The sequence below is a fragment of the Streptomyces sp. NPDC056479 genome, from assembly GCF_042795335.1.
Taxonomy (GTDB): Bacteria; Actinomycetota; Actinomycetes; order Streptomycetales; family Streptomycetaceae; genus Streptomyces.
Window position 1 is genome coordinate 189384 of sequence record NZ_JBHTRZ010000004.1, and the last position, 26367, is coordinate 215750.

The following is a 26367-nucleotide window of genomic DNA, read 5'->3' on the forward strand; positions in this document are numbered from 1 at the left end:
CGCCGTATCGTCCCCTACGGCCGCAGGTTCCAGGGTAGCCGCGCAGCAGTCATGGAGTTCCCGTTCTCAACCCGGTTGTCGAGTATTTTCCACTGTCGTCCGTGACGGGACGGAATTGTTTGCACAGCACTCGTCACTGCGGCACTCGAACCACACCGTTTTCCCCTCTCCGCCCCTGCCGTCCACCCCCCACTTGTCGGCCACCGCGTCCACCAGCACCAGCCCCCGGCCGCTCTCGTCGTCCAGCCTCGACTGCGCCGGTAGCGCGGGCATTCGGCCGCAGCCGTCCGCCACCTCCACCCGCACCCCACCCGTCCGCCGCGAGATCAGCACCTCACAACGCCGGTCCGGGACATGCCGTACGACGTTGGCGACCAGTTCGCTCACGCCCAGCTCCACGGCGTCGGTCAGTTCCCGCATTCCCCACTCGTCCAGCAGCGAGCGGGCGATGGCGCGGATGTGCCGGGCCGAGTGCTCACCGGCGGTGAGGCGCAGGCGGTACTGGGGGCGGCAGGGCGCCAGAGGGGTGGGGGGAATGTATCCGTTCACGATACGAGCGTGACCTGGCACGACTACTTTGGGCTATGGAACGGATACAACAGGTGCCGAAGTGGACCTAGTCGCGTGAGAGGGAGCTCTGCGTGACCCACATCAACACCCTCGACCCGGGCGCCTCGCCACTCGACTACTACGGCTTCGAACTGCGCCGGTACCGCGAGACGGCCGGCCTGACCCAGAAGAAGCTCGGCGACATCGTCTTCTGCACGGGCTCGCTGGTCGGCCAGATCGAGACGGCCCGCAAACTGCCTACGCTGCCGTTCAGCGAGCGGGCGGACATCGCGCTGGGGACGGGCGGGTTGCTGTCCCGGCTGCATGAGTTGGTGATGCGTAGTCAACTTCCGGCCTGGTTTCAGCAGGTGGCGGAGTTGGAGTCGCGGGCCACTGAGATTTGCACCTTCCAGACGGGCATGGTGCACGGCCTCATTCAGACGCCCGAGTACGCCCGCGCCACGCTAGGCGCGTTGGATGAGACAGACCTTGACGATCGCACCGCCGTCCGGCTGGCCCGTCAGCGCATCTTCGAGAAGAGTGAACCGCCGGTCTTCTGGGTGATCATCAGTGAGGCCGCGTTGTGCCAGGAGATCGGTGGCCCGGGAGTCATGCGGGGCCAATTGGCTCACCTGTTGTCCTTCGAGGGCAACCCTCGGATCAACATCCAGGTGCTGCCGTTCTCGGCTGGTGCGCATGCTGGACTGACAGGCTCGTTCACGCTCTTCCGCTTCGCGAGCGACCCGGACATTGTCTACACCGAGGGCTACGGCAGCGGGCATCCGACCGCCAACCCGGACACCGTCAAGGACTGCTCGCTCCGTTACGATCATCTTCAAGCCGCCGCGCTCTCCCTCAAGGACTCGGCCGAGCTGATCCGGCGGGTAGTGGAGGAACGCTATGGCGAGCAACGCGATACCGGCGGGGATCCAATGGCGTAAGTCCAGCTACAGCAGCGACCAGGGCGGCGAGTGCATTGAATGCGCGCCGCTCGGGGCCCTGGCCTGGCGCAAGTCGCCGTACAGCGGCGACCGGGGCGGCCAGTGCGTAGAGATCGCCGAAACCCCCCACACCACCCTCGCCATTCGCGACTCCAAGAACGCGACGGGCCCGATCCTCACCTTCAGGCCCGCCGCATTCACCACCTTCGTCAACTGGACGTCGGCTAAAGCCGCTGAATGATCGTGCCGGTGGCCAGCCCACCCCCCGCACACATCGTCACCAGCGCGAACTCCTTGTCCGCCCGCTCCAGTTCATGAAGCGCGGTCGTGATCAGCCGGGCCCCGGTGGCCCCCACCGGGTGCCCGAGTGCGATCGCACCGCCGTTGACGTTGACCTTCTCCAGGTCCTGCTCGAAGACCTGCGCCCAGCTCAACACCACGGACGCGAAGGCCTCGTTGATCTCGACGAGGTCGATGTCCTTCAGGGACATCCCGGCCTTGCCCAGCACCGCCTTCGTCGCGTCGATCGGCCCGTCGAGGTGGAAGTGCGGGTCGGAACCCACCAGCGCCTGCGCCACTATCCGCGCCCTCGGCCGCAGCTTCAGCGCACGCGCCATCCGTTTCGACGCCCACATGATCGCCGCCGCGCCGTCGCTGATCTGCGACGAGTTGCCCGCTGTGTGAACGGCCGTCGGCATGACGGACTTGAGCCGCGCCAGCGCCTCCATGGACGTGTCGCGCAGGCCCTCGTCCTTGTCGACCAGGCGCCACATGCCCTGCCCGGCGCGCTGCTCGTCCTCCGTGGTCGGGACCTGGACGGCGAACGTCTCCCGCTTGAAGCGCTCCTCGGCCCAGGCGGCCGCGGCCCGCTCCTGTGAGACCAGCCCGAGGGAGTCGACGTTCTCCCGGGTCAGCCCGCGGTGGCGGGCGATCCGCTCGGCCGCCTCGAACTGGTTGGGCAGGTCGACGTTCCACTCGTCGGGGAACGGCTTCCCGGGCCCGTGCTTGGATCCCGACCCCAGCGGCACCCGGGACATCGCCTCGACGCCACAGCTGATCCCGACGTCGATGACGCCCGCCGCGATCATGTTGGCCGTCATGTGCGACGCCTGCTGGGAGGACCCGCACTGGCAGTCGACCGTCGTCGCCGCCGTCTCGTACGGCAGGCCCATGGTCAGCCAGGCGGTGCGCGCGGGGTTCATGGACTGTTCGCCGGCGTGGGTGACCGTGCCGCCGACGATCTGCTCGACGCAGTCGGCGGGGATGGCGGTGCGGCCCAGGAGTTCGCGGTAGGTCTCGCCCAGGAGATAGGCGGGGTGGAGATTGGCGAGCGCGCCGCCGCGCTTGCCGATGGGGGTGCGTACGGCTTCGACGATCACGGGTTCGGCAGCCATGGGTGCGGGGTCCTCTCGGCTCCTTGGCTCTCCCTGCTCGAACTAGTACGTGTTCTAGTTCCAGTTGCAGTCTGCTGACGTGCCGTCGATGACCGCAAGGGTCTTGCAGGCTCCGGAGTCTTGATCTGCGGAGATCTGCACGAATTCCGCACGGGATTGGGGGCGCCGCGCCTCTTGCCACTTGTAGAACCCGTTACTACCTTCGCGGCAACCCTGTTCTGATGGTCCGTCAGATGGCTGGAGTTGCCGATGCCTTGTCCAGCGCTTCCCGACGGGTTCGACTTCACCGACCCCGATGTGCTGCACCACCGCGTACCACTCCCGGAGTTCGCCGAGCTGCGCAGGGCCGAACCGGTCCGCTGGATCCCGCAGGCGGCCAACGTGGCCGGATTCCAGGACGAGGGCTACTGGGCGGTGACCCGGCACGCCGACGTCAAGTACGTGTCGACACACCCGGAGTTGTTCTCGTCCTCCCTCAACACCGCGATCATCCGCTTCAACGAGCACATCGAGCGCGACGCCATCGACGCGCAGCGCCTGATCCTGCTCAACATGGACCCGCCCGAGCACACCAGGGTCCGCCAGATCGTCCAGCGCGTCTTCACCCCGCGTGCCATCCGCGCCCTGGAGGAGCGGTTGCGCAACCGCGCGCTGACGATAGCCGCGAACGCCCGGGCCCACCCCGGCCCGTTCGACTTCGTCACCGAGGTCGCCTGCGAACTGCCCCTCCAGGCCATCGCCGAGCTCATCGGCATCCCGCAGGACGACCGGGCCAAGATCTTCGACTGGTCCAACAAGATGATCTCGTACGACGATCCCGAGTACGCCATCACCGAGGAGGTCGGCGCGGAGTCGGCCACCGAACTCATCTCGTACGCGATGAACATGGCCGCGGACCGGAAGGCCTGCCCGGCGAAGGACATCGTCACCACACTGGTGACGGCCGAGGACGAAGGCAGCCTCCGTTCCGACGAGTTCGGCTTCTTCGTGCTGATGCTGGCCGTGGCGGGCAACGAGACGACCCGCAACGCCATCACCCACGGCATGCACGCCTTCCTCACCCATCCCGAACAGTGGGAGCTGTACAAGAGGGAACGCCCCGAGACGGCCGCGGAGGAGATCGTCCGCTGGGCGACCCCGGTGGTCTCCTTCCAGCGCACGGCCACTCAGGACACGGAGTTGGGCGGAAAGCGCATAAAGAAGGGAGACCGGGTAGGAATCTTTTATGCCTCGGCGAACCACGACCCCGAGGTCTTCGAGAACCCGGACTCCTTCGACATCACCCGTGACCCCAACCCCCACCTCGGCTTCGGCGGAGGTGGCCCCCACTACTGCCTGGGCAAGTCCCTGGCGGTGCTGGAGATCGACCTGATCTTCAACGCAGTGGCCGACGCGATGCCCGACCTACGGATGGTCGACGACCCTCGCCGCCTTCGCTCCGCATGGATCAACGGTGTGAAGGAACTCCAGGTCAGCACCGGCTGACCCATCCCGAGGGAGGCAGGAGCACCCCCTATCCCTACGCCCCGTTCCTGCCTCCCCCGCGATGTACCGCCACATGTCCCCCACACGTAAAAGGGGCGCAAGTGGTGTGGTTCGAGTCCTGGTGCGGAAGTACCTGATCGTGTCGATGCCCAGGGAAGAAGAGCTGTTCGAGGAACTGCTGCGGGACGCGCTGCGAGAGCGCGAAGTCCAGGACAGCGGTGTGCATGAGGACTACCTGCGATCCGCCGCGGAAGCGGAGCGTGCCGGCATTCTGAGTCGCGTCCAGGGTGCGGCGGACCTGTACGACCAGGCTGTTTCCCGCACTCGCCTGGAGGTGCGGCTGCGCAGGCGGTTGGTGGCGGCAGGCGCGGTGGTGCTGCTGATGGCGCTCACGATGGCCGGGAGCTCTGCCTGGAGCGACGCGCTCAAGGACGCTCTGTCGCATGACCGCTCTGTTTCGATCAAGTCCGTCGCGGGCGGTGGGCTCGCAGGCATGCTGATCCTCACCCTGTTCGCCGCCGCGGTGGCGTTCGTGGTCTGGTGTGTCTACTACCTTCTGTCGGCCGATGCGCGGGCCGGGGTGCCGGCGGCCAAGGGGCGTCAGCTGCTCGTCAGTGCCGGGATCCCGTACGGCCTCGTGACACTGCTCTGCTCGATCTTGATCGGTATCTACCCGACGGACGTCGTCTGGCAACTCCGGCACGACCGGCCGCTGGAGGAGATCGGCGCACTCGGCTGGGGCCAGTGGTTCACGCTGGGGGCCCTGGCGCTGGCCGCTCTTCCGCCGCTGTCACTGCGAAGACTCGCATCGGCCGCGTCCAGGCAGTCACTCTCCCTCGCCTACTTGATCGCCGTACTCGACACACGCGAACGGAAGCGAGCGCAGGAGCAGGTCGAGGCCGAATTGCGGGAGGCCGTGGAGCAGGCCTTGGTGAATTTCATGCGGGAACGCATCAGCGACGAACGCACCGAGCGCGACTTCTCCACGGCACTCACCATCACCGACGCCCCGGGCCTGAGACAGCTCCGCGCCGGTCACGAGCATGTGCCGACGCGGGCCGATGAGCAACTGGCCGTGCTCAGCAAGGGGATGGAGGGCGGAAGCATCGCTCTGTCGGGTCCACGCGGTGTGGGCAAGAGCCAGCTGTTGCGGAACTTCTGCAAGACCGACCCGAAAGACCCCTCCCGGCCGTTGAGCCTCGTCGAGCCGGTACCGGTCGTCTTCGACCGTCGGGAGTTCATGCTCCATCTGTTCTACAAGCTGTGCGACCTCGTGATCGACGCACGTCTGCGCACGGCGCAGGAGGCGGAGCGGCACAAGCGCTCGATCCGCTATCTGCAGACCCAGTCGGACGAGGCGGCCCTCAGCGCCGGCTGGCGGAGCTGGAACCTGTCGACGAGGAAGGCGACCTCGCTCGCCGAGCAGCCGCAGACGTATCCCGAGATCGTGGACACCTTGAAGAGGTTCCTCAGCCGGACCGCGCTGGAACTGGACAAGGACAAACGGCTCCTGGTGATAGGCATCGACGAGCTCGACCGGATCGAACCGGCCGCCACCGCTCGCACGTTCCTCAACGAACTCAAGGCGGTCTTCGACGTACCGAAGTGTCTGTTCGTGCTGTCGGTCTCCGACGAGGCGCTGCGGGAAGCGGAGTTGGCGCCGGTGGGCCGGCGGGATGCCTTCGACAGCGCGATAGACGAGGTGGTCCGGGTCGAGCCCCTGGACCAGGAGACCGCCGAGCGGCTGCTGGGGCGTCGGGTGGTGGGGCTGCCGGTTCCCTTCGCCGCCCTGTTCTACAGCCTGTCGGGCGGCATGCCGCGTGATCTGCTGCGGACGGCCCGCGCGGCGTACTCGTACGTGTCGACGGAACAGACCCGCCTGCTGGCCGACGTGACCGAGAAACTGGTGAATCGGGAGGTCGACCGTATCGCCAACACCGCGGGCGGCTCCGAGGAGCGGGCCGAACTCGCGCAGCTCTTCCGCCGGGACGCGCTCGGCGAGGACAACCGGCTCGACGGACTGGGAGACCTGATCCACCGGCAGGCCGGAGCAACCGGAGAACGTGCCCGCCTGGGCGCGACGCTCGCCAACCGCGCCTTCCATCTGGACACGGTGCAGCGGATCTTCACGAACGCTCTCGCCGAGGAGCGGATCCGCGAGGCCTCCGATCCCCGCCACCCCCGCTCCTTCGCGGCCCTCGCCCGCGCCCACCGCGAAATAGGCACCGCCGACACCCTCGCCCGCGCCACCCTCCAACGCGTCAGAACGGCCTGGTCGCTGCCCGCCCTGCCGCCCATGCCCCCGGCCTGAGACGGAGAAGCGGAAGAGACCCAGTCAACTGCGCCCGCCGATGAACGTTCCCCAGCCATTCCACGTCTTCGCTCACGTGGTCCCAGCCGAACTCACCAGCACCCGTCCGCTCACCAGCGCCCCCGAGCCGCCGCCCCCTGCCCATAAGCGGCTCCTGCGCACGGTCTGGACCCGGCACCGCATCCCCCTCCTGGCCACCCTCCCCACGCTGCCCCTCTACGCGATCTGGGCCCTGTTCCTCGCCACCGGCGGTGGCGATCTGGCCGCGCAGGACGCGTGGGCCGGGTTCGCGGCGCAGCACGGCGGCTCGGCCTACAACCTCTTCTGGTACGGCGGGACGCACACCGCCAACTACAGCCTGGTCTCCCCGTATCTGATGGCCGCCCTGGGCGTGCGCACGGTCACCGTGCTCTCCGGGCTCGCGGCGACCTGGCTCGCGGCCGTCCTGATCACCCGTGTCGAAGGGCTCCGCAAGCCCCTCGGCCCGGCCCTGCTCGCGTCGTTCGCGCTGTGGTGCAACGTGGCCTCCGGCCGTACGACCTTCGCCCTCGGCGTCGCCTTCGGGCTCGCCGCGTGTCTGATGCTGTCCCGTGACCGGCGGATCGTCCTCGCCGGCGCCTATGCCGCGCTCGCGACCATGGCGAGCCCGGTGGCCGGGCTCTTCCTGGTGGTCGTGGGCGCCGGCTTTCTCCTCGCCCGCGACTACCCCCGCGCCCTGACGCTGTTCCTTCCGCCCGCCGTCACCGTCGGGGCGACCACCCTGCTGTTCCCCTTCAAGGGCGAGCAGTTGATGTTCGCGGGGCGAATATGGCCGCCGCTCCTCATGGGCCTGGCCGTGGCCTTCTTCGCGCCCCGCGGCTGGCGCGTCGCCCGTTGGAGCGGTGCCGTGTACGCGGCGGGGACGGTGCTGACGTATCTCATAGCCTCGCCCATAGGGACGAACGTCGAGCGCTTCGCGGAGCTGTTCGCGCCCGCCGCCCTGCTCGCCGTGCTGCTGGCTCGGCCGGGGCTGGCCAAGTTCCGCCGGGTCCTGCTCATAGCCGCCCTCGTGTACTCGGTCGGCTGGGTCGCCAAGAAGACCGGCGACGATCTGTACGTCTCCACCACCGTGCCGACCTGGGCCGCCGAGACCCACGGAGTGGTCCGCGCCCTCGACCACCTCGGCGCCGACCGCACCCGCGTCGAGGTCGTCCCGGCCCGCAACCACCGCGAGGCCAGCGGGCTCGCCCCGCATGTGAACATGGCGCGCGGCTGGAACCGGCAGCTCGACATGGAGCGGGCGCGGCTGTTCTACGACGGCTCGTTCTCCGCGACGACGTACCGGCAGTGGCTGGATCGCTGGGCCGTCGGGTACGTCGTCCTGCCGCTCGGCAAGCCCGACGGGTACGCCGAGGTGGAGGCCCGGCTCATCCGCGATCACCGGCCCGAGTGGCTGGAGCCGGTGTGGCAGGACGCGCACTGGCGGGTGTACCGGGTGCGGGACGCACGGCCGCTGGTGAGCGAGCCCGCGAGCGTCGTGTCGACGTCCAGCGCCGATGTCGTCGTACGCATGGCGCGAGCCGGGACCGCCACCGTGCGGGTCGCCTACTCGCCGTGGCTGCGGGCGGACGGCGGCGGGTGTCTCACCGCGAAGGGCGAGTTCACCGAGCTCAGCGTCTCGGCTCCCGGCGAGTACCGGATCAGCTCGGAGTACGGTCCTTCACCGGAGCCGGGGAGTCACTGCTGACCTTCGCGGCCTGCGCCGTCACCGCCTTGGCGCGCGGGCCCTGGAAGAGGTACGTCATCCCGAAGCCGGCGCCCACCACGGCCGCGCCGCCGACCGCGTCCAGCACCCAGTGGTTGCCGGTGACGACGATCGCGCTGACCGTGAAGAGGGGATGCAGCAGGCCCAGGGCCTTCATCCACCACCTGGGCGCGAGGATCAGGATCACGAGGCCGCACCACAGGGACCAGCCGAAGTGCAGGGACGGCATCGCCGCGTACTGGTTGGTGAGTTCGGTCAGGGTGCCGTAGTCGGGCTGGGTGAAGTCCTGCGGGCCGTGGACGGTGTCGATGAAGCCGAGGCCGGGCATCAGGCGGGGCGGGGCGAGCGGGTAGAGCCAGAAGCCGATCAGGGCGAAGACGGTGGCGAAGCCGATCGCGGTGCGGGCCCAGCGGTAGTCGACGGGGCGGCGCCAGTACAGGACGGCGAGGATGGCGAGCGGGACGCCGAAGTGGAACGACTCGTAGTAGAAGTCGAAGAAGCCCCGTAGCCAGTCGACCTTCACCACGGCGTGATTCGCCCAGTACTCGATGTCGATGTTCAGGGCGCGTTCGATGGAGTGGACCTCCTCGCCGTGCTCCTCTGCGGTGACCCGGCCGGCCGCGTTGGAGCCGCCGGCCGCGGCGAGGCGGATCTGGGCGTACGCGTAGTACGTGACCCGGATCAGCAGGAGTTCGAAGAGCAGGTTCGGGCGGGAGACGACCCGGCGCAGGGACTGCACCAGCGGGATGTGCCGGAAGCGGGACGGGACCTTGTCGGCGTACCGGGTCGGGATCGGCGTCTGCCAGTAGGGCGAGGTGCGCGACAGGAACGGTACGACGGCGGCCGTGGCGACGGCGGCCAGGAGCACCAGGTCGGCCCGGAGCGGATGCAGGAGCACCTTGTCCGGCACCATCATCCTGGCGGGCAGCGTCATGATCAGGACGATCGCGACCGGCCACACATACCGGTCGGAGGACCGTCTGCCGACCTGGCCGACGACCGCGAGCAGCACCCACAGCAGCTGGTGCTGCCAGGCCGTGGGCGACACGACGATCGCCGCGCAGCCGGTGATCGCGACGGCGAGGAGCAGCTGTCCGTCGTGGGCGTAGCGCACCGCACGGCGCAGTGCGAGGACGGCGACGGCGGCGCCGAGGAACAGGAAGAGCGCGATCTCCAGCGGACCGGTCAACCCGAGCCGCAGCAGGGCGCCGTGCAAGGACTGGTTGGCGAGGTCGTCGGCGCGTCCGCCGAGGCCGACGCCGGCCATGTGGTGCACCCAGTAGGTGTACGAGTCGCTCGGCATCGCCACCCACGCGACCGCCGTGCCCGCGGCGAACGCGGCGCCCGTGGACAGCGCGGCCCGGCGGCGGCCGGTGAACCACAGCAGCGGGGTGAACAGCAGCAGGGTCGGCTGGAGCGCGGCCGCGAGGCCGATGAGGACGCCGCTGGCGCGTTCGCCGCGCACGGCGAAGCAGCCGAGCAGGACGAGCAGCACCGGGAGGATGCTGGTCTGGCCGAGGTAGAGGGCGTTGCGCACCGGCAGCGACAGCATGAGCAGGCTGACCGCGACGGGCGCGGCGAGCAGTGAGGTCCTGCGGCTCACCGGCTGCGGGAGGGCGCGGGCGGCGACCAGGCCGAGGGCGACGACGAGCAGCAGGGTTCCGAAGGTCCAGCCCCAGCCGAGGGCCTGCTCGGCGGCCCGGGTCAGCGGTTTGAGGACGAGTCCGCCGAACGGGGTACCGGTGAACTCCGTCGAGTCGTACAGCGAGCCCTTCACATGCAGGACGCCGTCCGGCCCGACCCAGGTCTCCAGATCCGTCAACCGCTCCCCGCGCGGCGTACTGAGGACGACGGCGACCTGCCGTACGGCGAGGATCGCGGCGACGAGCCACAGGCCGAGCCGTGTCAGGCGCAGGCGTATCCGGACCGCGCCGACGGCCGTCGCTCCGAGCGCTTCCGCCGGTCGCCCACCGTGCTCCGCATTCGCCACGCCTCGTCGGCCTCCCGCCCCGCTCGTCCCACAGGTCCCACGCGTCAGGAATCTCCACGAACCCTATGCGGCTCGCACCACCCCGGAGAGGGACGCAGGCAACCCCCGGTTCACCTGACGTCCGCTCTCCTTTTGTCCGAATGACGATAGTGGGCCCCAGGTTCACCCGCCTCCGCTGGGGGCGGCATCGATCACATCGCGCCGCCCCGGCCACGGAACCGGATCATCCGCCGTACCGTCTGAAGCCCTGCCGCCGACACGGCGGTGGGGCTCGCGGGGATGGAGGGGCTGCGCGCGATGGCGGACTTACTGCGGACGGGTACCCGGAGCCGGGCGCTCACCCTCGTCCTTGCCCTGCTCGCCCTCCAGCTCGGCCAGCTCGCGGTGCCCGCGTGGGCGTGCGGCTGCGGGGCCATGGTGCCCGGCGACGCACGGCGGGTGGCCGTCGCGCGGGAGGAGTCCGTCGTGCGCTGGGACGGGGCGCGGGAGCAGATCGTGCTGCGCCTGACCGTCCACGGGGACGCCGAGCGGGTCGCCTGGATCATGCCGGTGCCGCGGCGGGCGACGGTCCGCCTGGGCGACCCGGACCTGTTCGACGAACTGCACAAGGTCAGCGCCCCGGTGCAGCGCACCCGGTACCACTTCTGGCCCCAGGACGGCGACTGGCCCCTGGTCGCCGGCGACGGCACCGCGGGCTCCCCTCCCTCGCCCCCGCCCGGCGCCGGCGCCCCGGTGGGCGTGGTCGGCCGGCAGCGCCTGGGCCCGTTCGAGGTGGCCCGGCTGACGGCGACCGACCCGGACGCCCTGCACGGCTGGCTCGACAGCAACGGCTTCGCCCTGCCGCCCCGTCTGACGGGGGCCCTGCGGCCGTATGTCGAACGGCGCTGGGAGTACGTGGCCGTGAAGCTGACCCCGCAGACCGCCGGCACCGCTCTGACCGGCGCCCTGGACCCCCTGCATCTCACCTTCCGCGCGGACGGACCGGTCTACCCGATGCGGCTGTCACGCCTGGCCGACGCGCCCCAGTCCCTGGGTCTGTACGTCCTCGCCGCGCACCGCATGGAGCCGGCGTCCGGGATCGGCGGTGAACGCCCCCGCGTCACCTACGCCGGACGGGTGACGGCGAGGAGCGGCCCGCTGGCCCGGCTGGCGGCCGGGGCGCCGTTCCTGACGGCGATCGGTCAGGAGTTCCCGTACCCCGAGCGGATCTCGGGCGACCACGAGCTGCGCCGCGCGCCGGCCGACGACACCTTCCGGCAGGTGATCCACGAGGACCGGCTGCGCACGGTGGCCGGAATCCCGGCGTGGCTGCTCACGCTGGCCTCGGGCCTGGTCGCGGCGATGGCGACGGCGGCGGTGTTCACCGTACGACGCACCCGCCCCCACTCCTCCGAGGCGCCCCCGCCCTCCGCGCAGCCGCCTGCGCAGATCGGCTGAAACCACCATCCTGGAAATCCCGGCGGGGAACGGGCCGCGCGACTATATTCCTTAGGTCATCTAGTTAGCGCTTCTAACTAACCCTCTGGAGGGCAAGGCGATGAGCGAGTCTCAGCTCTGGGACGACGTCGACGAGTACTTCTCCGCCCACCTCTCACCCGACGACGACACCCTCCGGGCGGCCCTGCGCGACAGCGACGCGGCCGGCCTGCCGAGCATCAGCGTCACCGCGCCCCAGGGCAAGCTCCTGAGGCTCCTCGCCGAGATCCAGGGCGCCCGCAACATCCTGGAGATCGGCACGCTCGCCGGCTACAGCACCATCTGGATGGCCCGCGCGCTGCCCGCCGACGGCCGGCTGATCTCGCTGGAGTACAGCGCCAAGAACGCCGAGGTCGCCATCCGCAACATCGCGCGCGCGGGCCTGGACAAGGTCGTGGAGGTACGGATCGGACCGGCCCTGGAGTCGCTGCCCAAGCTGGCCGACGAGAACCCGGCCCCCTTCGACCTGGTCTTCATCGACGCCGACAAGGCCAACAACGCGCACTACATCGAGTGGGCGCTCAGGCTCACGAGCACGGGCAGCCTTATCGTCCTCGACAACGTGGTGCGCGGCGGCCGGGTGATCGACGCGGAGACCGACGCGCCGGATGTCAGGGGCACCCGTACCGCCATCGAACTGATCGGCAGTCATTCGAGGTTGAGCGGCACCGCGGTCCAGACCGTCGGCAGCAAGGGCTACGACGGCTTCGCCCTGGCGCGCGTGCTCGCCTGAGGCGACGGGGCTCAAGCCTCGTGGTAGAAGCCGACGTTGACGCTGCGGGGGGCGGTGCGGTCGTGGATGACGATCTCGCCGCTGCCGCCCCTCGGCAGCGGCACGGTCCCGCCGTAGCCGATCGGCTGGGCGTACTCGCCCACGGTGAGCCGCACCTCGGAGGACGGGTCGGGCTGCGAACCGCGCAGCCAGGTCACCTGCCAGCCCCCGTCGGGCCCGCACAGGAACTCCAGATGCACCCGCGAGACGAACAGCCAGTCGTCCGGCGTCGAGAGCCGGCACACCGCCTTGTCCCGGCCCACCCGCAGCACGGCGCCCGGCTCGCTGGGTGCGTCGGCCATGAGCATGCCGGCCGTGGCACCCTCGTCCGCCGCGGACACGGCGGCCATGGTGAGTTCGAGCACTGGCGCCCCTCCTGAAACATCCTGGTACGACGGCCGTTTTGGCTGCCGACGCCGCATGATAAATCGCCCGGCACCATCGCGTCCGGCACAATGAACTCATGACCGAGCGAAAGCCCCCCGGTGTCCCGTTCGAGTCCTGGGTCGACAAGCAGATCCACGACGCGCAGGTGCGCGGCGATTTCGACGGACTGCCCGGAACCGGCGAACCGCTGCCGAGCGACCTGGAAGCCCCGTACGACGAACTGTGGTGGGTCAAGCGCAAGATGGCCCGCGAGGGCCTGTCGGTCCTGCCCGCGGGCCTCGCCCTGCGCAAGGAGGCGGAGGACGCGCTGACGGCGGCCTACGCGGCACCGACGGAGCGGGCGGTCCGGAAGATCATCACGGACGTCAACGCCAAGATCCACGACATGCTGCTCAAGCCACCGCCCGGCCCTCCCCTGGGCCGCAAGCCGTACGACGTGGAAGAGGTCGTACGGCAGTGGCGGGAGCGCCGGACGATGGCCGGGTCAGGTGTGGCGGATGTGTCGGACGGGTCGCGTGCGTCAGATGCGTAGGAGCCGTTCCGCCAGCTCGCGGTAGTCACGCAGGGCGAGTCGGAGCTGCTCGGTGTCGGCGCTGTCGTCGGTTTCCTGCCAGGACGTGCGCAGGGTGCGACGCCGCTGTGCCATGGCGTCGGTGAACCGTCCGAGGATGTCCTCGACGGCGTGGTCGGCCTCCTCGACGGCGGACCGCGGTTGGTCGACGAAGCGGGACACCGCCTCCTGCACCCGCAGCTCCAGCCGGTCGCGCTCGTCGAGCGTGAGGAGCGGCGCCTCGTTCGTGACGCTTTTCGTGACGTCCGTCATCTGTGTCAACTCCTCTCCGCGTGCTGCCTGTTGGACGTTCCGACCAGTTCCTCGAAGAGGGCCCGGCCCTCGATCATCGCCTCACGCATCTCCTCCGTGCCGGCGCCGTCCCCGGGTGCGTGGGCGACGCGATGGATGTGCCGGTAGCCCTGCACACGGCCGGCGTGGTGCACGGAGAGCGCCGAGAGCTGCTCCTCGTACTGCGCGCCGTCCGGGAACCCGCGGGCCCGCGCCAGGTCGGCGAGCAGTTGGTCGGCCTCGCCGAGGGCCTCTCGGGGCGCGTCGACGAAGTGCTCCTGGGCCGCGGTCCAGCGGGCCTCGAACCGCTCGGCCTCGGTCGGCTCCAAGGAACGCTCGCGCAGGCCGCCGTGCCGCTCCACCCGCTGGGCGAGTTCACGTTCGGCGGCCTTGGCGTCCCCGTCGTGCCGGGCCACGGTCCGCTCGTACTCGGGCCCGAAGCGTCGCCTCAGACCCCGGCTGCCCTGCGCACCCCGAGCGCGCAGGGCCATGGCGGTCACGCCGAACACGACGACGACCGCGACAATCACGATCAGAATGATCACGGCTGTGGACATGTGTGGCGGGTTGCCCGGAAGGCGCACCTCAAACGGCCGCCGACGGCGTGTCGATTCGACGCCTCCCGGATCGACGACATGGTGAAAGCCTTTCAATCAAGAGGGAGCAAGCACCATGACCGAAGTGATCGCACAGCTGTCGATGTCCCTGGACGGCTACATCGCCGGCCCCGACTCCGGCCGCGAACACCCCCTGGGCATCGGCGGCGAACGCCTGCACCAGTGGGTGTACGGCCTCCGGAGCTGGCGCCGGGAACAAGGCATCAAGGGCGGGCAGGGCGGCCCGGAGGACGACCTGGTCGCCGACTGGATCAAGCGCCCCGGAGCGGTGGTGATGGGCCACGGCATGTACATCACCGGTGAGCAGCCGTGGGGTGACAACCCCCCGTTCCACATGCCGGTGTACGTCGTGACGCACCATCCCCGCGAGAGCGTGCCGAAGGAGGGCGGCACGGTCTACCACTTCGTCACCGAGGGCCCCGAACACGCCCTGTCCCTGGCCCGCGAGGCGGCCGGCGGCAAGGACGTGTCCCTGGCGGGCGGGGCGGACCTGGTGCAACAGTTCATCCGCGCCGGATGGCTCGACGAACTGCTCCTCCACGTAGTCCCGGTCCTGACCGGCGAGGGCGGCCGCCGCCTGTTCGACAACGTCGGCGACAAGCTCCTCGAATGGCACAAGACCCAGGTACTGGACGCCCCCGAGGCCACCCACATCCGCCTGCGGGCCCACTAGCAGCACTGGCGTGCACCCCACAGCCCCGCACCCGCGTACGGCGGCCAGGGGCGGGACTGCGGATGTGCGCCCCGACCCCCAACGATCCCGCTCGCGCCCCTGGGGCAGGCCACACACATCCACCTGCCCACCCGCCAGTCCCCACCACCATCGAGGAGCCCGGCGCACCCCCACCGCCGGCACCCGCGTACGGCGGCCAGGGACCGGGCTGCGGATGTGCGCCCCGACCCCCAACACACCCGCGGGCACTACCCGCACCCCCACCAATCCCGCACCCCCTGAGGCAGGCCACCGGCATCCGCCTGCCCACCCGCCAGTCCCCACCACCATCGAGGAGCCCGGCGTACCCCCACCGCCGGCACCCGCGTACGGCAGCCAGGGACCGGGGTGGGGGGTGTCCGCCCGCAGCGGCGGGCGTCAACAAACGCCTACCTCCCTGCCCAACGTCAACCGCCCGACCGAGGACGGACACCCCCCACCCCGGCCCCGACCCAGAACGCACCCGCAGGCGCTACAGGCACCCCCACCGCCCCCGCACAGGCGCCGCAGGCATCACGACCGAGCCCCCGGCTGCTCCCGATCGCACCCGCACAACTCCTCATTCAGCTCCTTCACGAGCTGAACCAGATCGGTGGGCCGATCCGGCCCCCACCAGTCCCCCAGCAACTCCGCCAACGACTCCTCCCGAACCCGGGCCAACCGCTCAGCAACCTCCCGCCCCTCATCCGTCAGCACAAGATCCAGCCCCTCACGCACAGCCAACCGCCGCCCCTCCACCTCCCGAGCGGCGTCAAGAATCACCGGCAACGGCACCGAACTCCGCTCCGCGAGCACCCCCGGCTCCACCCACCCGTACTTCTTGATCCGCAGCAACAGCCAACTCGCCGCCGGCAACAGGTCGTACCCCGCCCGCTCGGTGATCGTCCGATACACCTCCCGTCGCCCCTCCCGCGTCCCGAGCACCGACAACGCCCGGCACACCTCGTCGTACGACGACCGCTCGACCGGATTGCTGGCCAGCGTCTCGCTGACATCGGGCGCCGTGACGGACCCCCGCAGCTTGTCCTCCCGCAGGAACCAGGCCAGCACGAACCCGACCAGCGCGACAGGCGCGGCGTACAGGAACACATCCGTGATCGAGGACGCGTACGCCTCCAACGCCCCCGGCCGCAGCCCCGCCGGCAGTTCCGAGATGTCCCGGGGATCCGCCTCCAGCCCCTCCAACGAGACACCCTCCGGCAGCCGAACCCCCCGAAACGCCTCGACCAGTTTGTCGTCCAGCCGAGCCGCGAAGACCGTGCCGAAGATCGCGACCCCGAACGAGGCCCCGATCGACCGGAAGAACGTCGCACCGGACGTCGCGACGCCGAGATCCTCGTACGACACGGCGTTCTGCACGATCAGCACCAGCACCTGCATGACCAGCCCGAGCCCCAGCCCGAACACGAAGAAGAACAGGCTCATCTCCCAGGTGGAGCTGTCCACATCGAGCTTGTGCAGCAACAGCAGCCCCAGGACGGTCACCCCGGTCCCGGCGACGGGAAACACCTTCCAGCGCCCGGTCCTGCTCACGATCTGCCCGGACCCGGTCGACGACAGCAGCATGCCCACCACCATCGGCAGCATGTGCACCCCGGACATGGTCGGACTGACCCCCTGCACGACCTGGAGAAACGTCGGCAGATACGTCATCGCCCCGAACATGGCGAACCCGACGATGAAACTGATGACCGCGGACAGCGCGAACGTCCGCACCCGGAACAGCTTGAGCGGCAGAACGGGCTCGACCGCCGTCCGCTCCACGACGACGAACACGACGGCGAGCACGACCCCGAGCAGCGCCAGCCCGACGATCTCCACCGACCCCCAGCCCCAGGTCGTACCGCCGAGCGACGCCACCAGCACCAGACACGTGGCCACGGACGCGATGAGGAACGTACCGACGTAGTCGATGACATGCCGCGTCGACCTGCGCGGAATCCGCAGCACGGTGGCGATGACGGCGAGCGCGACCACGCCGACCGGCAGATTGATATAGAACACCCACCGCCAGCTCAGATGCTCCGTGAACACTCCGCCGAGCAACGGCCCCAGCACACTGCTCGCCCCGAACACCGCCCCGAACAGCCCCTGATACCGCCCCCGCTCCCGCGGCGGCACGATGTCGCCCACGATCGACATGGACAGCACGATCAGCCCACCGCCCCCGATCCCCTGGACGGCCCGGAACGCGATGAGCTGAGCCATGTCCTGCGCCATGCCGCACAGCGCGGAACCGATGAGAAAGATCACGATCGCGATCTGGAAGAGCCGCTTGCGCCCGTACTGGTCACCGAGCTTGCCCCACAGCGGAGTGGCGGCCGTGGACGCCAGCAGATAGGCCGTCACGACCCAGGACAGATGCTCCAGCCCACCGAGGTCGCTGACGATGGTGGGCAGCGCGGTGGACACGATCGTCTGGTCGAGCGCCGCGAGCAGCATGCCGAGGAGCAGCGCGCCGATGGAGACGAGGACGTTGCCGGGCACGTTCTCGTGCGGCCCGGCTCGCCGTTCCGGGGGCCGCGCGTCACGCACATTTCCCGTCATACCGTGCGCATCCCCGGTCATGAAGACCTCCCGAAGGTCTCGTTACATCCTCCATCGTGATCGCTATGTCGGGTTATGGCCTGTCGAGTCCCTTTGGAATGAACCCTTCCGGGGGCTTGCGGAGACGGCGTGAGGAACGTCTGCATAATCTGGGGAGTTCGCGAGGGAGGGACGAACGCGTGACAGAGCCGAGGGGAGCCGAGGGAGCGAAGGGTCCACAGGACCCGGGCCGCCCCGATGCCCGCCTTTGCCCGGAGTGCGGAGCACCGAGGGCGGCCGACAACACCCCGTCGTGCGGCTGCGGCCCGCGTGTGTCCGAGGCTTTGAGAGACGCCCGCACGGCGGAGGCGGCCGCCGCGGAGGACTTCGATCCGCTGCGCATACGGCCATACGTGGAATTGGAGCGCGACAGCGCTGCCGAAACGATGCAGCTGCGGCCGATCGAGCCACAGCGGCCGGCGCCGATGGCGTCCGCGGCCACGACACCGAACGCACAGGACCTGAGCCTGTTCGAGCCGGCGACGAGGACGGCCGGGGCGCCGGACGACGAGGACGACCTGGCCGACCGGGACGAGATCCGGAGCGGAGCCTCGCGGCACCGCCGCACGGTCCTGCTGGGCGTGGGCGGAGCCCTCGTGGCGGTGATGACCGCGGCGGGCCTGGCGAGCGGCGTGTTCAGCTACGAGGCGCCGACCCGGAAGACAGCGCTCCCGGACGACGTACGGGCGAGCGTCCCGGCCCCGTCGACGAGCGAGGCGTCGGAGCCGACCGCGACGACGACACCGTCGACGCCGCCCCCCACCTCGGCCTCGGCCTCGGCGTCACCCACGCAGAGCCCGACCTCCTCGCCGTCCCCGTCCCGTTCGACGGCGTCCCCGACCGCGTCCCCGTCGACGGAACCGACGACCACACCCTCGGCAACGGAGCCGACCGACTCCCAGGCGGACGACTCCCCCGCCGAGCGAGACCCGGCACCCGAGACCCTCCGCCGAGGCGACCGGGGCCCCGAGGTCACCGAGCTGGAACTCCGCCTGACCCAACTCGGCCTGTACACCCGGCAGGCGAGGGGCAACTACAACGAGGGCGTCGAGGACGCGGTGACCCGCTACCAGTGGGCGCGAGGGGTCCAGCCGGAGGACTACGGGGTGTACGACCTGGAGACCAGGCAGAGGCTGGAGTCGGAAACCAACGAGCCGTGACGCGGTTCGCCTGAGAGCGCGGGACTTCAGATTCGTCGGCGGCTGCGGGCTACGTTGCGGCTGGTCGCGCAGTTCCCCGCGCCCCTGGAAGTACGTCCACCGCACGCCGACAAGGGGCGCGGGGAACTGCGCGAGCAACCCCCACCCACCCGCAGCCGCCGACGAACCGAAGCTCCCCGAGCCCTCAGGCGATGATCACCCGGATCTCCCCACCCGCCGAGGCCTCAACCCGCACACCCCGCAAGTCCCCCACACACACATCCGGCCCATGGAACCCCGCCCGCGGCCCCACACCCACCACCCGCATCCCCGCGGAGCGCCCCGCCTCGATACCGGCGCCGGAGTCCTCGAACACCACGCAGTCCGCCGGCGCGATCCCCAGCTCGGCGGCACCCTTCAGAAAGCCCTCCGGATCGGGCTTGCTCGCGCCCACCGACTCCGCGGTCACCCGCACCTCCGGCAGCGCCAGCCCGGCGGCGGCCATCCGCGCCGTGGACAGCGCGACATCGGCCGACGTCACCAGTGCGTGCGGCAGCCCCCGCAGCGAGCCCAGAAACTCCGGCGCCCCCGGAATCGGCACGACGCCGTCCACGTCCGCCGTCTCCTCCGCGAGCATGCGCGCGTTGTCGGCGTGGTTCTGCTCCATCGGCCGGTCGGGCAGCAGCAGGGCCATCGAGGCGTACCCCTGCCGGCCGTGCACGACCTTCATCACCTCGTCCCCGTCCAGCCCGTGCCGCTCGGCCCAGCGACGCCAGATCCGCTCCACGACGGCGTCGGAGTTGACGAGCGTGCCGTCCATGTCGAGCAGGAGGGCGCGGGCGGTGAGCACAGTGGGGACGGTGGGGACGGTCGTGGCCGTCATCGGCAGCTCCAAGACAGGGTGGAAAAGGCTGGCCCCCGAAGGACAAAGCGGGCCCGCCCGCCGGTCAGGGAAAACGGGCGGAGCCACTTTGTTTCTCTACGGTACAAAACGCGGGCCGGTTCTCGCCACCGGCTTGGAGAAGGGTTCACCGACCGTTCAGCTCAGCCGGTCACGGCCTCCCAGAGACTCCACACCCCAAGACCCAGCATCAGCACCGCCGCGACCTTGGTGATCACCGCCAGCGGAATCCGCTTCATCAGCGCCTTTCCGCCGACGATCCCGATCGCCGCGACGCTCCACAGCGCCAGCACCGCACCGATGCCGACCGACAGCGGATCGTCGTAGCGCGCCGCGAGATTCGCCGTCATGATCTGCGTCAGATCGCCGAACTCGGCGACCAGGATGAGCATGAACCCGGCCCCGGACACCTTCCAGAAGGACTGGTTCTCCGGCTTGCGGATCTCGTCCTCGTCCTCGTCCTTCTTCATGAGCAGCACGGCGGCACCACCCAGGAAGAGCACACCGGTGAGCGCCTGCACGATCTGCTGGGGCAACAGGGTCAGCACACTGCCGGCCGCCACGGCCAGCGCGACATGCACCGCGAAGGCGGCGGCGACGCCTGCGAAGACGTACGAGGCGCGATAGCGCGTACCGAGGACCAGCCCGGCGAGCGCGGTCTTGTCGGGCAGTTCGGCGAGGAAGACGACGCCGAACACGACGGCCGTCACGGTGAAGCTGATCAAGGTTCCTCAATCGGTCGGGCTGCCCCACCGAGAGCACTGTCACTGCGCTGCGACACCTCGGCACGGCAGCACACTCGGCACCTGTGTCGTGCGACACGGGCGTGCACTGCTTGCCGAAGGTCTCGCTGGCCGACCTCGTGAAACGAGGCCCGCCTCCGGGCGCCGGCTCAGACGAGCTGAGCAGTATGTCGACGGTCCGGCGAAGAGCTACTCCCCTTCTGCACCGCCCATGGTACGTGACCCCGTCGAACGGCCGGCCGGCCGATTCACAGGAAGAAAGTCACACACTCAATCTTGTCGTGTCATGAACGCGTCACTAGTTTCTTACCGGACGCACACCTCCCCGCAATGCGGCGCGGCGAGCATTCCTTCGCTCGCACGCCAACACCCCCACCCCTCAAGGGAGTTCGCATGTCGAAGTTCTACGCGCGTCGACGGGTCAGCATACTCGCGGCCCTCAGCGGTCTCATAGCCTCCGTCGCCCTCTTCAACGCTCCGACCGCCTCCGCCGCGCTCCCCACCCCCGTCAGCGGCGCCACCGCCCGCAGCTACCTGGCCCAGCTCACCGTGGCCTCCGAGGACCGCACCGGCTACGACCGCGACCTCTTCCCGCACTGGATCACCCAGTCCGGCGCCTGCAACACCCGTGAGGTCGTCCTCAAGCGCGACGGCACGAACGTCGTCCAGGACTCCTCCTGCGCCGCCACCAGCGGCAGCTGGTACTCGGTCTACGACGGCGCCACCTGGACCGCCGCCTCCGACCTCGACATCGACCACCTCGTCCCGCTGGCCGAGGCCTGGGACTCCGGCGCCGACAGCTGGACCACCTCGCGGCGCCAGTCCTTCGCCAACGACCTGACCCGCCCGCAGCTGATCGCCGTCACGGACAACGTGAACCAGGCCAAGGGCGACCAGGACCCGGCCACCTGGATGCCCTCGCGCACGGCCTACCGCTGCACCTACGTCCGCGCCTGGGTCCAGGTGAAGTACTACTACGGCCTCTCCGTCGACTCGGCGGAGAAGTCCGCCCTCACGAACTACCTCGCGAGCTGCTGACGGCGCACTGACGCGGTACCGCCGGATCACTGACGCGGTACCGCCGGAGTTCGGCAAACCGTGATCTGCGGAACCTCCCCGTTCTCCTCCGTCGTTCCGTACCGTACGGGGCGATGGAGGAGGGCGATCACGTGGCGGAACTGCGCCTGGGGCCACTGCTGAGGTATGTCGACGGCTCGTCCGCGACCGTGTGGGTCGAGGCGAGCCGTCCGTGCGCCGCCGAGGTGCGCGGTGCGGACGGTTCCGGTGGCGAGGCCCGCACTTTCCAGATCGCGGGGCACCACTACGCCCTGGTGCCGGTGACCGGTCTCACCGCGGGGACGACCACGCCGTACGAGGTCCTCCTCGACGGCGCGCGGGTGTGGCCGCTCCCCGACGACCGCTTCCCTCCCTCGGTCATCCGCACCCCCGCCGAGAGCGACCCCGTCCGCCTCGCCTTCGGCTCCTGCCGCTGGGCCGCGCCGCCCGCCGCCGAGGCGGACCCGGTCGGGCCGGACGCCCTGGACACGCTGGCCGCCCGGATGGCGGGCGACCCGGAGGGCGAGCGGCCGGACGTGCTGGTGCTGCTGGGTGACCAGGTGTACGCCGACGCAACCTCCAACGCGACCCAGCGCTGGCTGGCCGCGCGGCGCGATCTGAGCGAGCCGCCGGGCAACGAGGTCGCGGACTACGAGGAGTACACCCGCCTCTACTACGAGTCCTGGCTCGACCCCGAGGTGCGCTGGCTGCTATCCACCGTGCCCAGCTGCATGATCTTCGACGACCACGACGTCATCGACGACTGGAACACCTCCGCCGCCTGGCTCGCCGACATGCGGGCCACGCCGTGGTGGCGGGAGCGGCTGCTGAGCGGGCTGATGTCGTACTGGGTGCACCAGCACCTGGGCAATCTGTCGCCGGCCGAGCTGGCCGCCGACCCGCTCTACGCCGCCGTACGCGACACCCCCGACGGCACCGACGAGCTGCGCTCCTTCGCGTGCAAGGCGGACGCCGACCCGGCCTCGGTCCGCTGGAGCTACCGGCGCGACTTCGGCCGGGTCCGGCTGCTGATGGTGGACACGCGGGCGGCCCGGGTCCTCGACGAGGAAGCGCGCTCCATGCTCCACCCCGGCGAGTCGCAGTGGCTGCGCGAGCAGGCACTGGACGAGCGCGGCTCCTACGACCACCTCCTGATCGGCACCTCCCTGCCCTGGCTGCTGCCGCACCTGGTGCACGACGCCGAGGCGTGGAACGCCGCACTGTGCCGGGGTGATCGCGGGGAGCGCTGGGCGCGGTTCGGGGAGGATCTGCGGCGCCGGGCCGACCTGGAGCACTGGGCGGCGTTCCCGGGGTCCTTCGACGCGCTGGCGGCGCTGATCGCCGAGGCCGGATCGGGAGCGGGGGCGCCGGCGACGGTGTGTGTGCTGTCGGGGGACGTGCATCACGCCTATGTGGCCGAGCCGGCCTGGCCGGACGGCGAGGGGCCCGAAGCCCGGGTCCTCCAGCTGACCTGTTCACCCGTCCACAACGCCATCCACATGGCGATCCGGCTCGGCTTCCGCTTCGGCTGGAGCGGAGCGGGCCGCTGGCTGGGCCGCCGGTTCGCCGGGCACGGCGCCTGTCCGCAGCCGCCGATCGACTGGCGCCGCACGGGGGGCCCGTGGTTCGGCAACCAGCTCATGACCTTGACCCTGCGCGGCCGCTCGGCACGACTGCGGCTGGAGCAGGCACGGGCAGGGGGCGGGACGGAGGCACGGCTGCGGACGGTGGCGGAGTCGGAACTCACACGGTGAGGGTGAGCCGCTGCGCCTGAGAGCTCGGGTGTTCGGTTCGCTGTCGGCTGCGGGCCGGTGGGGGCCGTTCGCGCAGTTCCCCGCGCAACCCTGGGTCGGCGGCCGCCAGGCCGACCTTCAGGGGCGCGGGGAACTGCGCGACCAGCCCGACACAACCCGCAGCCGACTACGAACCCGAGGCCCCCGAAAAATTCGCCGCGGAGTCCGAAGTCGCCCCGTATTCAAACCGTTCCGACCGTATGCGACCGGCGTGGCAGGTGATGCTCGTGATGCATCCCACACTCGCTGACCCCCGGGGTCAGCTCCCCCCGCTCCCGACGGCATGATGAGCCGGACCGTCCGCTTCCGCCCGACGGTTCGCTCCAATGCGCCCCACACGCCCGGGAGTCACCCCTTTGACCGCTCCGACCTCCGCACCGGCCCAGGACTCCCCCACGGCGACCTCGGACTCCCACCCGGTCTCCGTCGCCCTGGTCGGCGCCGGCCCCCGCGGCACCAGCGTCCTGGAACGCCTCTGCGCCTCCGCCGCCGAACTCATCCCGCCCGGTGCGTGCCTCACGGTCCATGTGATCGACCCGGCGCCGCCCGGCCCAGGTCGCGTATGGCGCACCGCTCAGTCGCCCGAGCTGCTGATGAACACGGTGTCCTCGCAGGTCACCCTGTTCACCGACGACAGCGTGGACTGCTCGGGCCCGATCCGGCCCGGCCCCAGCCTGTACGACTGGGCGGCGGGCGCGCTGGGCCCGGACGACTACCCGACCCGCGCCGACTACGGCCGGTATCTGGAGTGGGTGTTCACGAAGGTGGTGCGCGAGGCGCCGCCCGCGATACGGGTCGAGACGTACGCCGCCCGAGCCGTACGGCTCGATGACGCGCCCGACGGCCGCCAGGTCCTCACCCTCGACGACGGCCGCGTCCTGCCCGCCCTGTCCGCCGTGGTGCTGGCGCAGGGGCATCTGCCGACGGCCGCCGACACGGCACAGCGCCACCAGTCCTCGTACGCCGAGCGCCACGGCCTGCGCCACATCGCCCCCGTGAACCCGGCCGACGTCGACCTGTCCGCCGTATCCCCGGGCGAACCGGTGCTGTTGCGCGGCCTGGGCCTCAACTTCTTCGACCACATGGCCCTGTTCACGACGGGCCGCGGCGGCCGCTTCGTACGGGACGCCGAGGGACTGCCCCTGCGCTATCTCCCTTCCGGCAACGAGCCACGCCTGTACGCCGGTTCGCGGCGCGGCATCCCCCACCAGGCGCGCGGCGACAACGCGAAGGGGCCCTACGGCCGCCATCTCCCTCTCGTGCTGACCCCCGAGGTGATCGCCGGTTTCCGCAAGCGCGCGGACTCCGGTGAGGCGCCGGACTTCCTCGCGGAGATATGGCCGCTGGTGGCGAAGGAGGTGGAGACGGTGTACTGCGCGGCGCTGATACCGGGGGACCGCCGGCCGGAGTTCATCGAGCGCTTCCTCGCCGTCCCGCACCGCGATCCCCAAGAGGCCTGCCTGCTCGACGAGTTCGGCATCGCCGAGCGGGAGCGCTGGAGCTGGGACCGGATCTCCCGGCCGCACACGGGACGCGACTTCGCCGACCCGGGGCAGTGGCGCGACTGGCTGCTGGCGTATCTGCGCGAGGACGCCGCGCAGGCCGCCCGGGGCAATGTGCACGGCCCGCTGAAGTCGGCCCTCGACGTTCTGCGCGACCTGCGCAACGAACTGCGCCTGATCGTCGACCACGGCGGCCTGACCGGCAGCTCCCGCCGGGACCACCTGGACCGCTGGTACACCCCGCTCAACGCCTTCCTCTCCATCGGCCCGCCCCGTCGGCGCGTCGAGGAACTGGTGGCACTGATGGAGGCCGGCGTACTGGAAGTGCTCGGGCCACGGCTCGACGTGCGGGAGGAGTCCGGGGCGTGGGTGGCGCACTCCCCCGACGTGCCGGGCTCGGCGGTCCGGGCGACGACGCTGGTCGAAGCCCGGCTGCCCGAGCCCGAGTTGCGCCGCACCGGGGACGAACTGCTGGCCAGGCTGCTGAAGACGGGACAGTGCCGGCCGCACACCGTCGACGGCTACGAGACCGGCGGGCTGGATGTGACACCGCGTCCGTACCGCCTGATCGACTGTCAGGGACGGGCGCACGCACGGCGGTTCGCGTTCGGGGTGCCCACGGAGGGGGTGCACTGGGTGACGGCGGCGGGCGCCCGACCGGGTGTGGATTCGGTCACTCTTTCGGATGCGGATGCGGTGGCCAGGGCGGCACTACGTGCCGTTGTTTCCGGGACGGAAGAGGATGCCGAGGCGCAAGTGTGGCCAAATGTTGAACTTGCAAGCATCGATTAGGGTTGCCTAACGTGGGGCCACCGTTCGATTTCCGTCCCCAGGCCGCTGCCCACCGGCACCGGCCGCACCAGACCGAGGGAGCCCCCCACATGACCGGACGCCTCAACAGCGCCCAGCCGTATGCCATCGGCCTGTTCCGCATCGTCGTCGGCCTGCTCTTCGCCTGCCACGGAGCCAACTCGCTCTTCGGCACCTTCGGCGGCGAGACCCCGGATGCCGGCGCATGGCCCAGCTGGTACGCCGCCGTGATCGAGCTCGTCGGCGGCAGCCTGGTCCTGCTCGGCCTCGGCACCCGCGCCGCGGCGTTCGTCTCCTCCGGCGCCATGGCGTACGCGTACTTCAAGGTCCACCAGCCGCAGGCGCTGTGGCCCATCGAGAACAGCGGCGAAGGCGCCGCCATGTACTGCTGGGCCATGTTCCTGCTGATCTTCACCGGCTCCGGCGCGTTCGGACTGGACCGGCTGTTCGCCAAGCGCTCCGGCGCACAGAGCACGACGGCGGCCGAGCAGACTCCGGTCGCGGCCTGACGGCTCCGGCCGCCGACCCCGGCCCGTACGACGGCGCCCGTATCCGCGCGGCTCACGCGGTGCGGGCGCCGTTCGTCCCGGGCCTGCGCGGATCGCGCCCGCGGCAGCC

23 protein-coding genes are annotated in these 26367 nt (G+C 70.4%); 14 read left to right on the forward strand and 9 right to left on the reverse strand.

The window, feature by feature from the left end:
- Positions 1 to 66: 66 nt before the first annotated feature.
- Positions 67 to 549 (reverse strand): ATP-binding protein, encoded by a 483-nt coding sequence (locus ACFQ6S_RS17400; RefSeq protein ID WP_383409762.1) that lies wholly within the window; start codon positions 547 to 549, stop codon positions 67 to 69.
- 92 nt (positions 550 to 641) lie between these two features.
- On the opposite strand from ACFQ6S_RS17400, the gene ACFQ6S_RS17405 reads away from it, so the two are divergent.
- Positions 642 to 1490, forward strand: a complete 849-nt coding sequence (locus tag ACFQ6S_RS17405) for a helix-turn-helix transcriptional regulator (RefSeq protein ID WP_383409764.1) — start codon at positions 642 to 644, stop codon at positions 1488 to 1490.
- The gene (locus ACFQ6S_RS17410; RefSeq protein ID WP_383409767.1) at positions 1450 to 1731 is read left to right on the forward strand and encodes a DUF397 domain-containing protein; all 282 of its coding nucleotides are present in this window, start codon (positions 1450 to 1452) and stop codon (positions 1729 to 1731) included. Before ACFQ6S_RS17405 ends, ACFQ6S_RS17410 begins: the two co-directional genes overlap by 41 nt.
- Here ACFQ6S_RS17410 and ACFQ6S_RS17415 read toward each other — a convergent pair.
- Complete coding sequence (locus ACFQ6S_RS17415; RefSeq protein WP_383409771.1) at positions 1715 to 2884, reverse strand: steroid 3-ketoacyl-CoA thiolase; 1170 nt, start codon at positions 2882 to 2884, stop codon at positions 1715 to 1717. The genes ACFQ6S_RS17410 and ACFQ6S_RS17415 overlap by 17 nt on opposite strands.
- A 249-nt stretch (positions 2885 to 3133) precedes the next feature.
- Here ACFQ6S_RS17415 and ACFQ6S_RS17420 point away from each other — a divergent pair, with 249 nt between their 5' ends.
- The 3 genes from ACFQ6S_RS17420 (at position 3134) to ACFQ6S_RS17430 (ending at position 8406) form a co-directional block, all read left to right on the forward strand.
- Complete coding sequence (locus ACFQ6S_RS17420; RefSeq protein ID WP_383409775.1) at positions 3134 to 4369, forward strand: cytochrome P450; 1236 nt, start codon at positions 3134 to 3136, stop codon at positions 4367 to 4369.
- Between the two features lie 106 nt (positions 4370 to 4475).
- A complete protein-coding gene (locus ACFQ6S_RS17425) occupies positions 4476 to 6680 on the forward strand; it encodes a P-loop NTPase fold protein (protein ID WP_383409779.1) in 2205 nt (734 codons plus the stop codon).
- 76 nt (positions 6681 to 6756) lie between these two features.
- Complete coding sequence (locus ACFQ6S_RS17430) at positions 6757 to 8406, forward strand: glycosyltransferase family 87 protein (protein WP_383409783.1); 1650 nt, start codon at positions 6757 to 6759, stop codon at positions 8404 to 8406.
- Here the strand turns inward: ACFQ6S_RS17430 and ACFQ6S_RS17435 are convergent.
- Positions 8360 to 10414: a phosphatase PAP2 family protein gene (locus tag ACFQ6S_RS17435; RefSeq protein WP_383409786.1), complete on the reverse strand. Its 2055-nt coding sequence runs from the start codon at positions 10412 to 10414 to the stop codon at positions 8360 to 8362. The genes ACFQ6S_RS17430 and ACFQ6S_RS17435 overlap by 47 nt on opposite strands.
- A gap of 297 nt (positions 10415 to 10711) precedes the next feature.
- On the opposite strand from ACFQ6S_RS17435, the gene ACFQ6S_RS17440 reads away from it, so the two are divergent.
- On the forward strand, positions 10712 to 11851 hold the full coding sequence (locus ACFQ6S_RS17440; RefSeq protein WP_383409789.1) for a DUF2330 domain-containing protein: 1140 nt from the start codon (positions 10712 to 10714) through the stop codon (positions 11849 to 11851).
- Between the two features lie 100 nt (positions 11852 to 11951).
- Positions 11952 to 12623, forward strand: a complete 672-nt coding sequence (locus ACFQ6S_RS17445) for an O-methyltransferase (RefSeq protein ID WP_383409792.1) — start codon at positions 11952 to 11954, stop codon at positions 12621 to 12623.
- A gap of 11 nt (positions 12624 to 12634) precedes the next feature.
- Here ACFQ6S_RS17445 and ACFQ6S_RS17450 read toward each other — a convergent pair whose 3' ends face one another.
- Complete coding sequence (locus tag ACFQ6S_RS17450; RefSeq protein ID WP_383409795.1) at positions 12635 to 13027, reverse strand: hypothetical protein; 393 nt, start codon at positions 13025 to 13027, stop codon at positions 12635 to 12637.
- A gap of 98 nt (positions 13028 to 13125) precedes the next feature.
- On the opposite strand from ACFQ6S_RS17450, the gene ACFQ6S_RS17455 reads away from it, so the two are divergent.
- Positions 13126 to 13581, forward strand: a complete 456-nt coding sequence (locus ACFQ6S_RS17455) for a DUF1992 domain-containing protein (protein ID WP_383409798.1) — start codon at positions 13126 to 13128, stop codon at positions 13579 to 13581.
- Here ACFQ6S_RS17455 and ACFQ6S_RS17460 read toward each other — a convergent pair.
- Both ACFQ6S_RS17460 and ACFQ6S_RS17465 read right to left on the reverse strand, forming a co-directional pair.
- Positions 13570 to 13872, reverse strand: a complete 303-nt coding sequence (locus ACFQ6S_RS17460) for a hypothetical protein (RefSeq protein ID WP_383409801.1) — start codon at positions 13870 to 13872, stop codon at positions 13570 to 13572. The two genes, ACFQ6S_RS17455 and ACFQ6S_RS17460, sit on opposite strands and share 12 nt — an antisense overlap.
- A gap of 5 nt (positions 13873 to 13877) precedes the next feature.
- Positions 13878 to 14447 (reverse strand): hypothetical protein, encoded by a 570-nt coding sequence (locus ACFQ6S_RS17465; RefSeq protein ID WP_383409803.1) that lies wholly within the window; start codon positions 14445 to 14447, stop codon positions 13878 to 13880.
- A 115-nt stretch (positions 14448 to 14562) separates the two neighbouring features.
- Here ACFQ6S_RS17465 and ACFQ6S_RS17470 point away from each other — a divergent pair, with 115 nt between their 5' ends.
- Positions 14563 to 15180, forward strand: coding sequence for a dihydrofolate reductase family protein (locus ACFQ6S_RS17470; RefSeq protein WP_383409805.1), 618 nt, complete (start codon positions 14563 to 14565; stop codon positions 15178 to 15180).
- Between the two features lie 552 nt (positions 15181 to 15732).
- Here ACFQ6S_RS17470 and ACFQ6S_RS17475 read toward each other — a convergent pair.
- Positions 15733 to 17787 (reverse strand): DHA2 family efflux MFS transporter permease subunit, encoded by a 2055-nt coding sequence (locus ACFQ6S_RS17475; protein WP_383409808.1) that lies wholly within the window; start codon positions 17785 to 17787, stop codon positions 15733 to 15735.
- A 290-nt stretch (positions 17788 to 18077) separates the two neighbouring features.
- On the opposite strand from ACFQ6S_RS17475, the gene ACFQ6S_RS17480 reads away from it, so the two are divergent.
- A complete protein-coding gene (locus tag ACFQ6S_RS17480) occupies positions 18078 to 18965 on the forward strand; it encodes a peptidoglycan-binding domain-containing protein (protein ID WP_383409811.1) in 888 nt (295 codons plus the stop codon).
- Between the two features lie 184 nt (positions 18966 to 19149).
- Here ACFQ6S_RS17480 and ACFQ6S_RS17485 read toward each other — a convergent pair whose 3' ends face one another.
- On the reverse strand, positions 19150 to 19827 hold the full coding sequence (locus ACFQ6S_RS17485) for an HAD family hydrolase (RefSeq protein ID WP_383409814.1): 678 nt from the start codon (positions 19825 to 19827) through the stop codon (positions 19150 to 19152).
- Between the two features lie 161 nt (positions 19828 to 19988).
- Entirely contained in the window at positions 19989 to 20570 is a 582-nt protein-coding gene (locus ACFQ6S_RS17490) for a TMEM165/GDT1 family protein (RefSeq protein ID WP_383409817.1), read from the reverse strand.
- Positions 20571 to 20981: 411 nt separating this feature from the next.
- On the opposite strand from ACFQ6S_RS17490, the gene ACFQ6S_RS17495 reads away from it, so the two are divergent.
- The 4 genes from ACFQ6S_RS17495 (at position 20982) to ACFQ6S_RS17510 (ending at position 26258) form a co-directional block, all read left to right on the forward strand.
- Positions 20982 to 21626 (forward strand): HNH endonuclease family protein, encoded by a 645-nt coding sequence (locus ACFQ6S_RS17495; RefSeq protein WP_383409820.1) that lies wholly within the window; start codon positions 20982 to 20984, stop codon positions 21624 to 21626.
- 131 nt (positions 21627 to 21757) lie between these two features.
- Positions 21758 to 23398 carry an alkaline phosphatase D family protein gene (locus ACFQ6S_RS17500; RefSeq protein ID WP_383409823.1) on the forward strand — a complete coding sequence of 547 codons (1641 nt, stop codon included), beginning with the start codon at positions 21758 to 21760 and terminating at the stop codon, positions 23396 to 23398.
- Positions 23399 to 23763: 365 nt separating this feature from the next.
- Positions 23764 to 25731, forward strand: a complete 1968-nt coding sequence (locus tag ACFQ6S_RS17505) for an FAD/NAD(P)-binding protein (RefSeq protein ID WP_383409826.1) — start codon at positions 23764 to 23766, stop codon at positions 25729 to 25731.
- A gap of 89 nt (positions 25732 to 25820) precedes the next feature.
- Complete coding sequence (locus ACFQ6S_RS17510) at positions 25821 to 26258, forward strand: DoxX family protein (protein ID WP_383409829.1); 438 nt, start codon at positions 25821 to 25823, stop codon at positions 26256 to 26258.
- Positions 26259 to 26367: the final 109 nt, after the last annotated feature.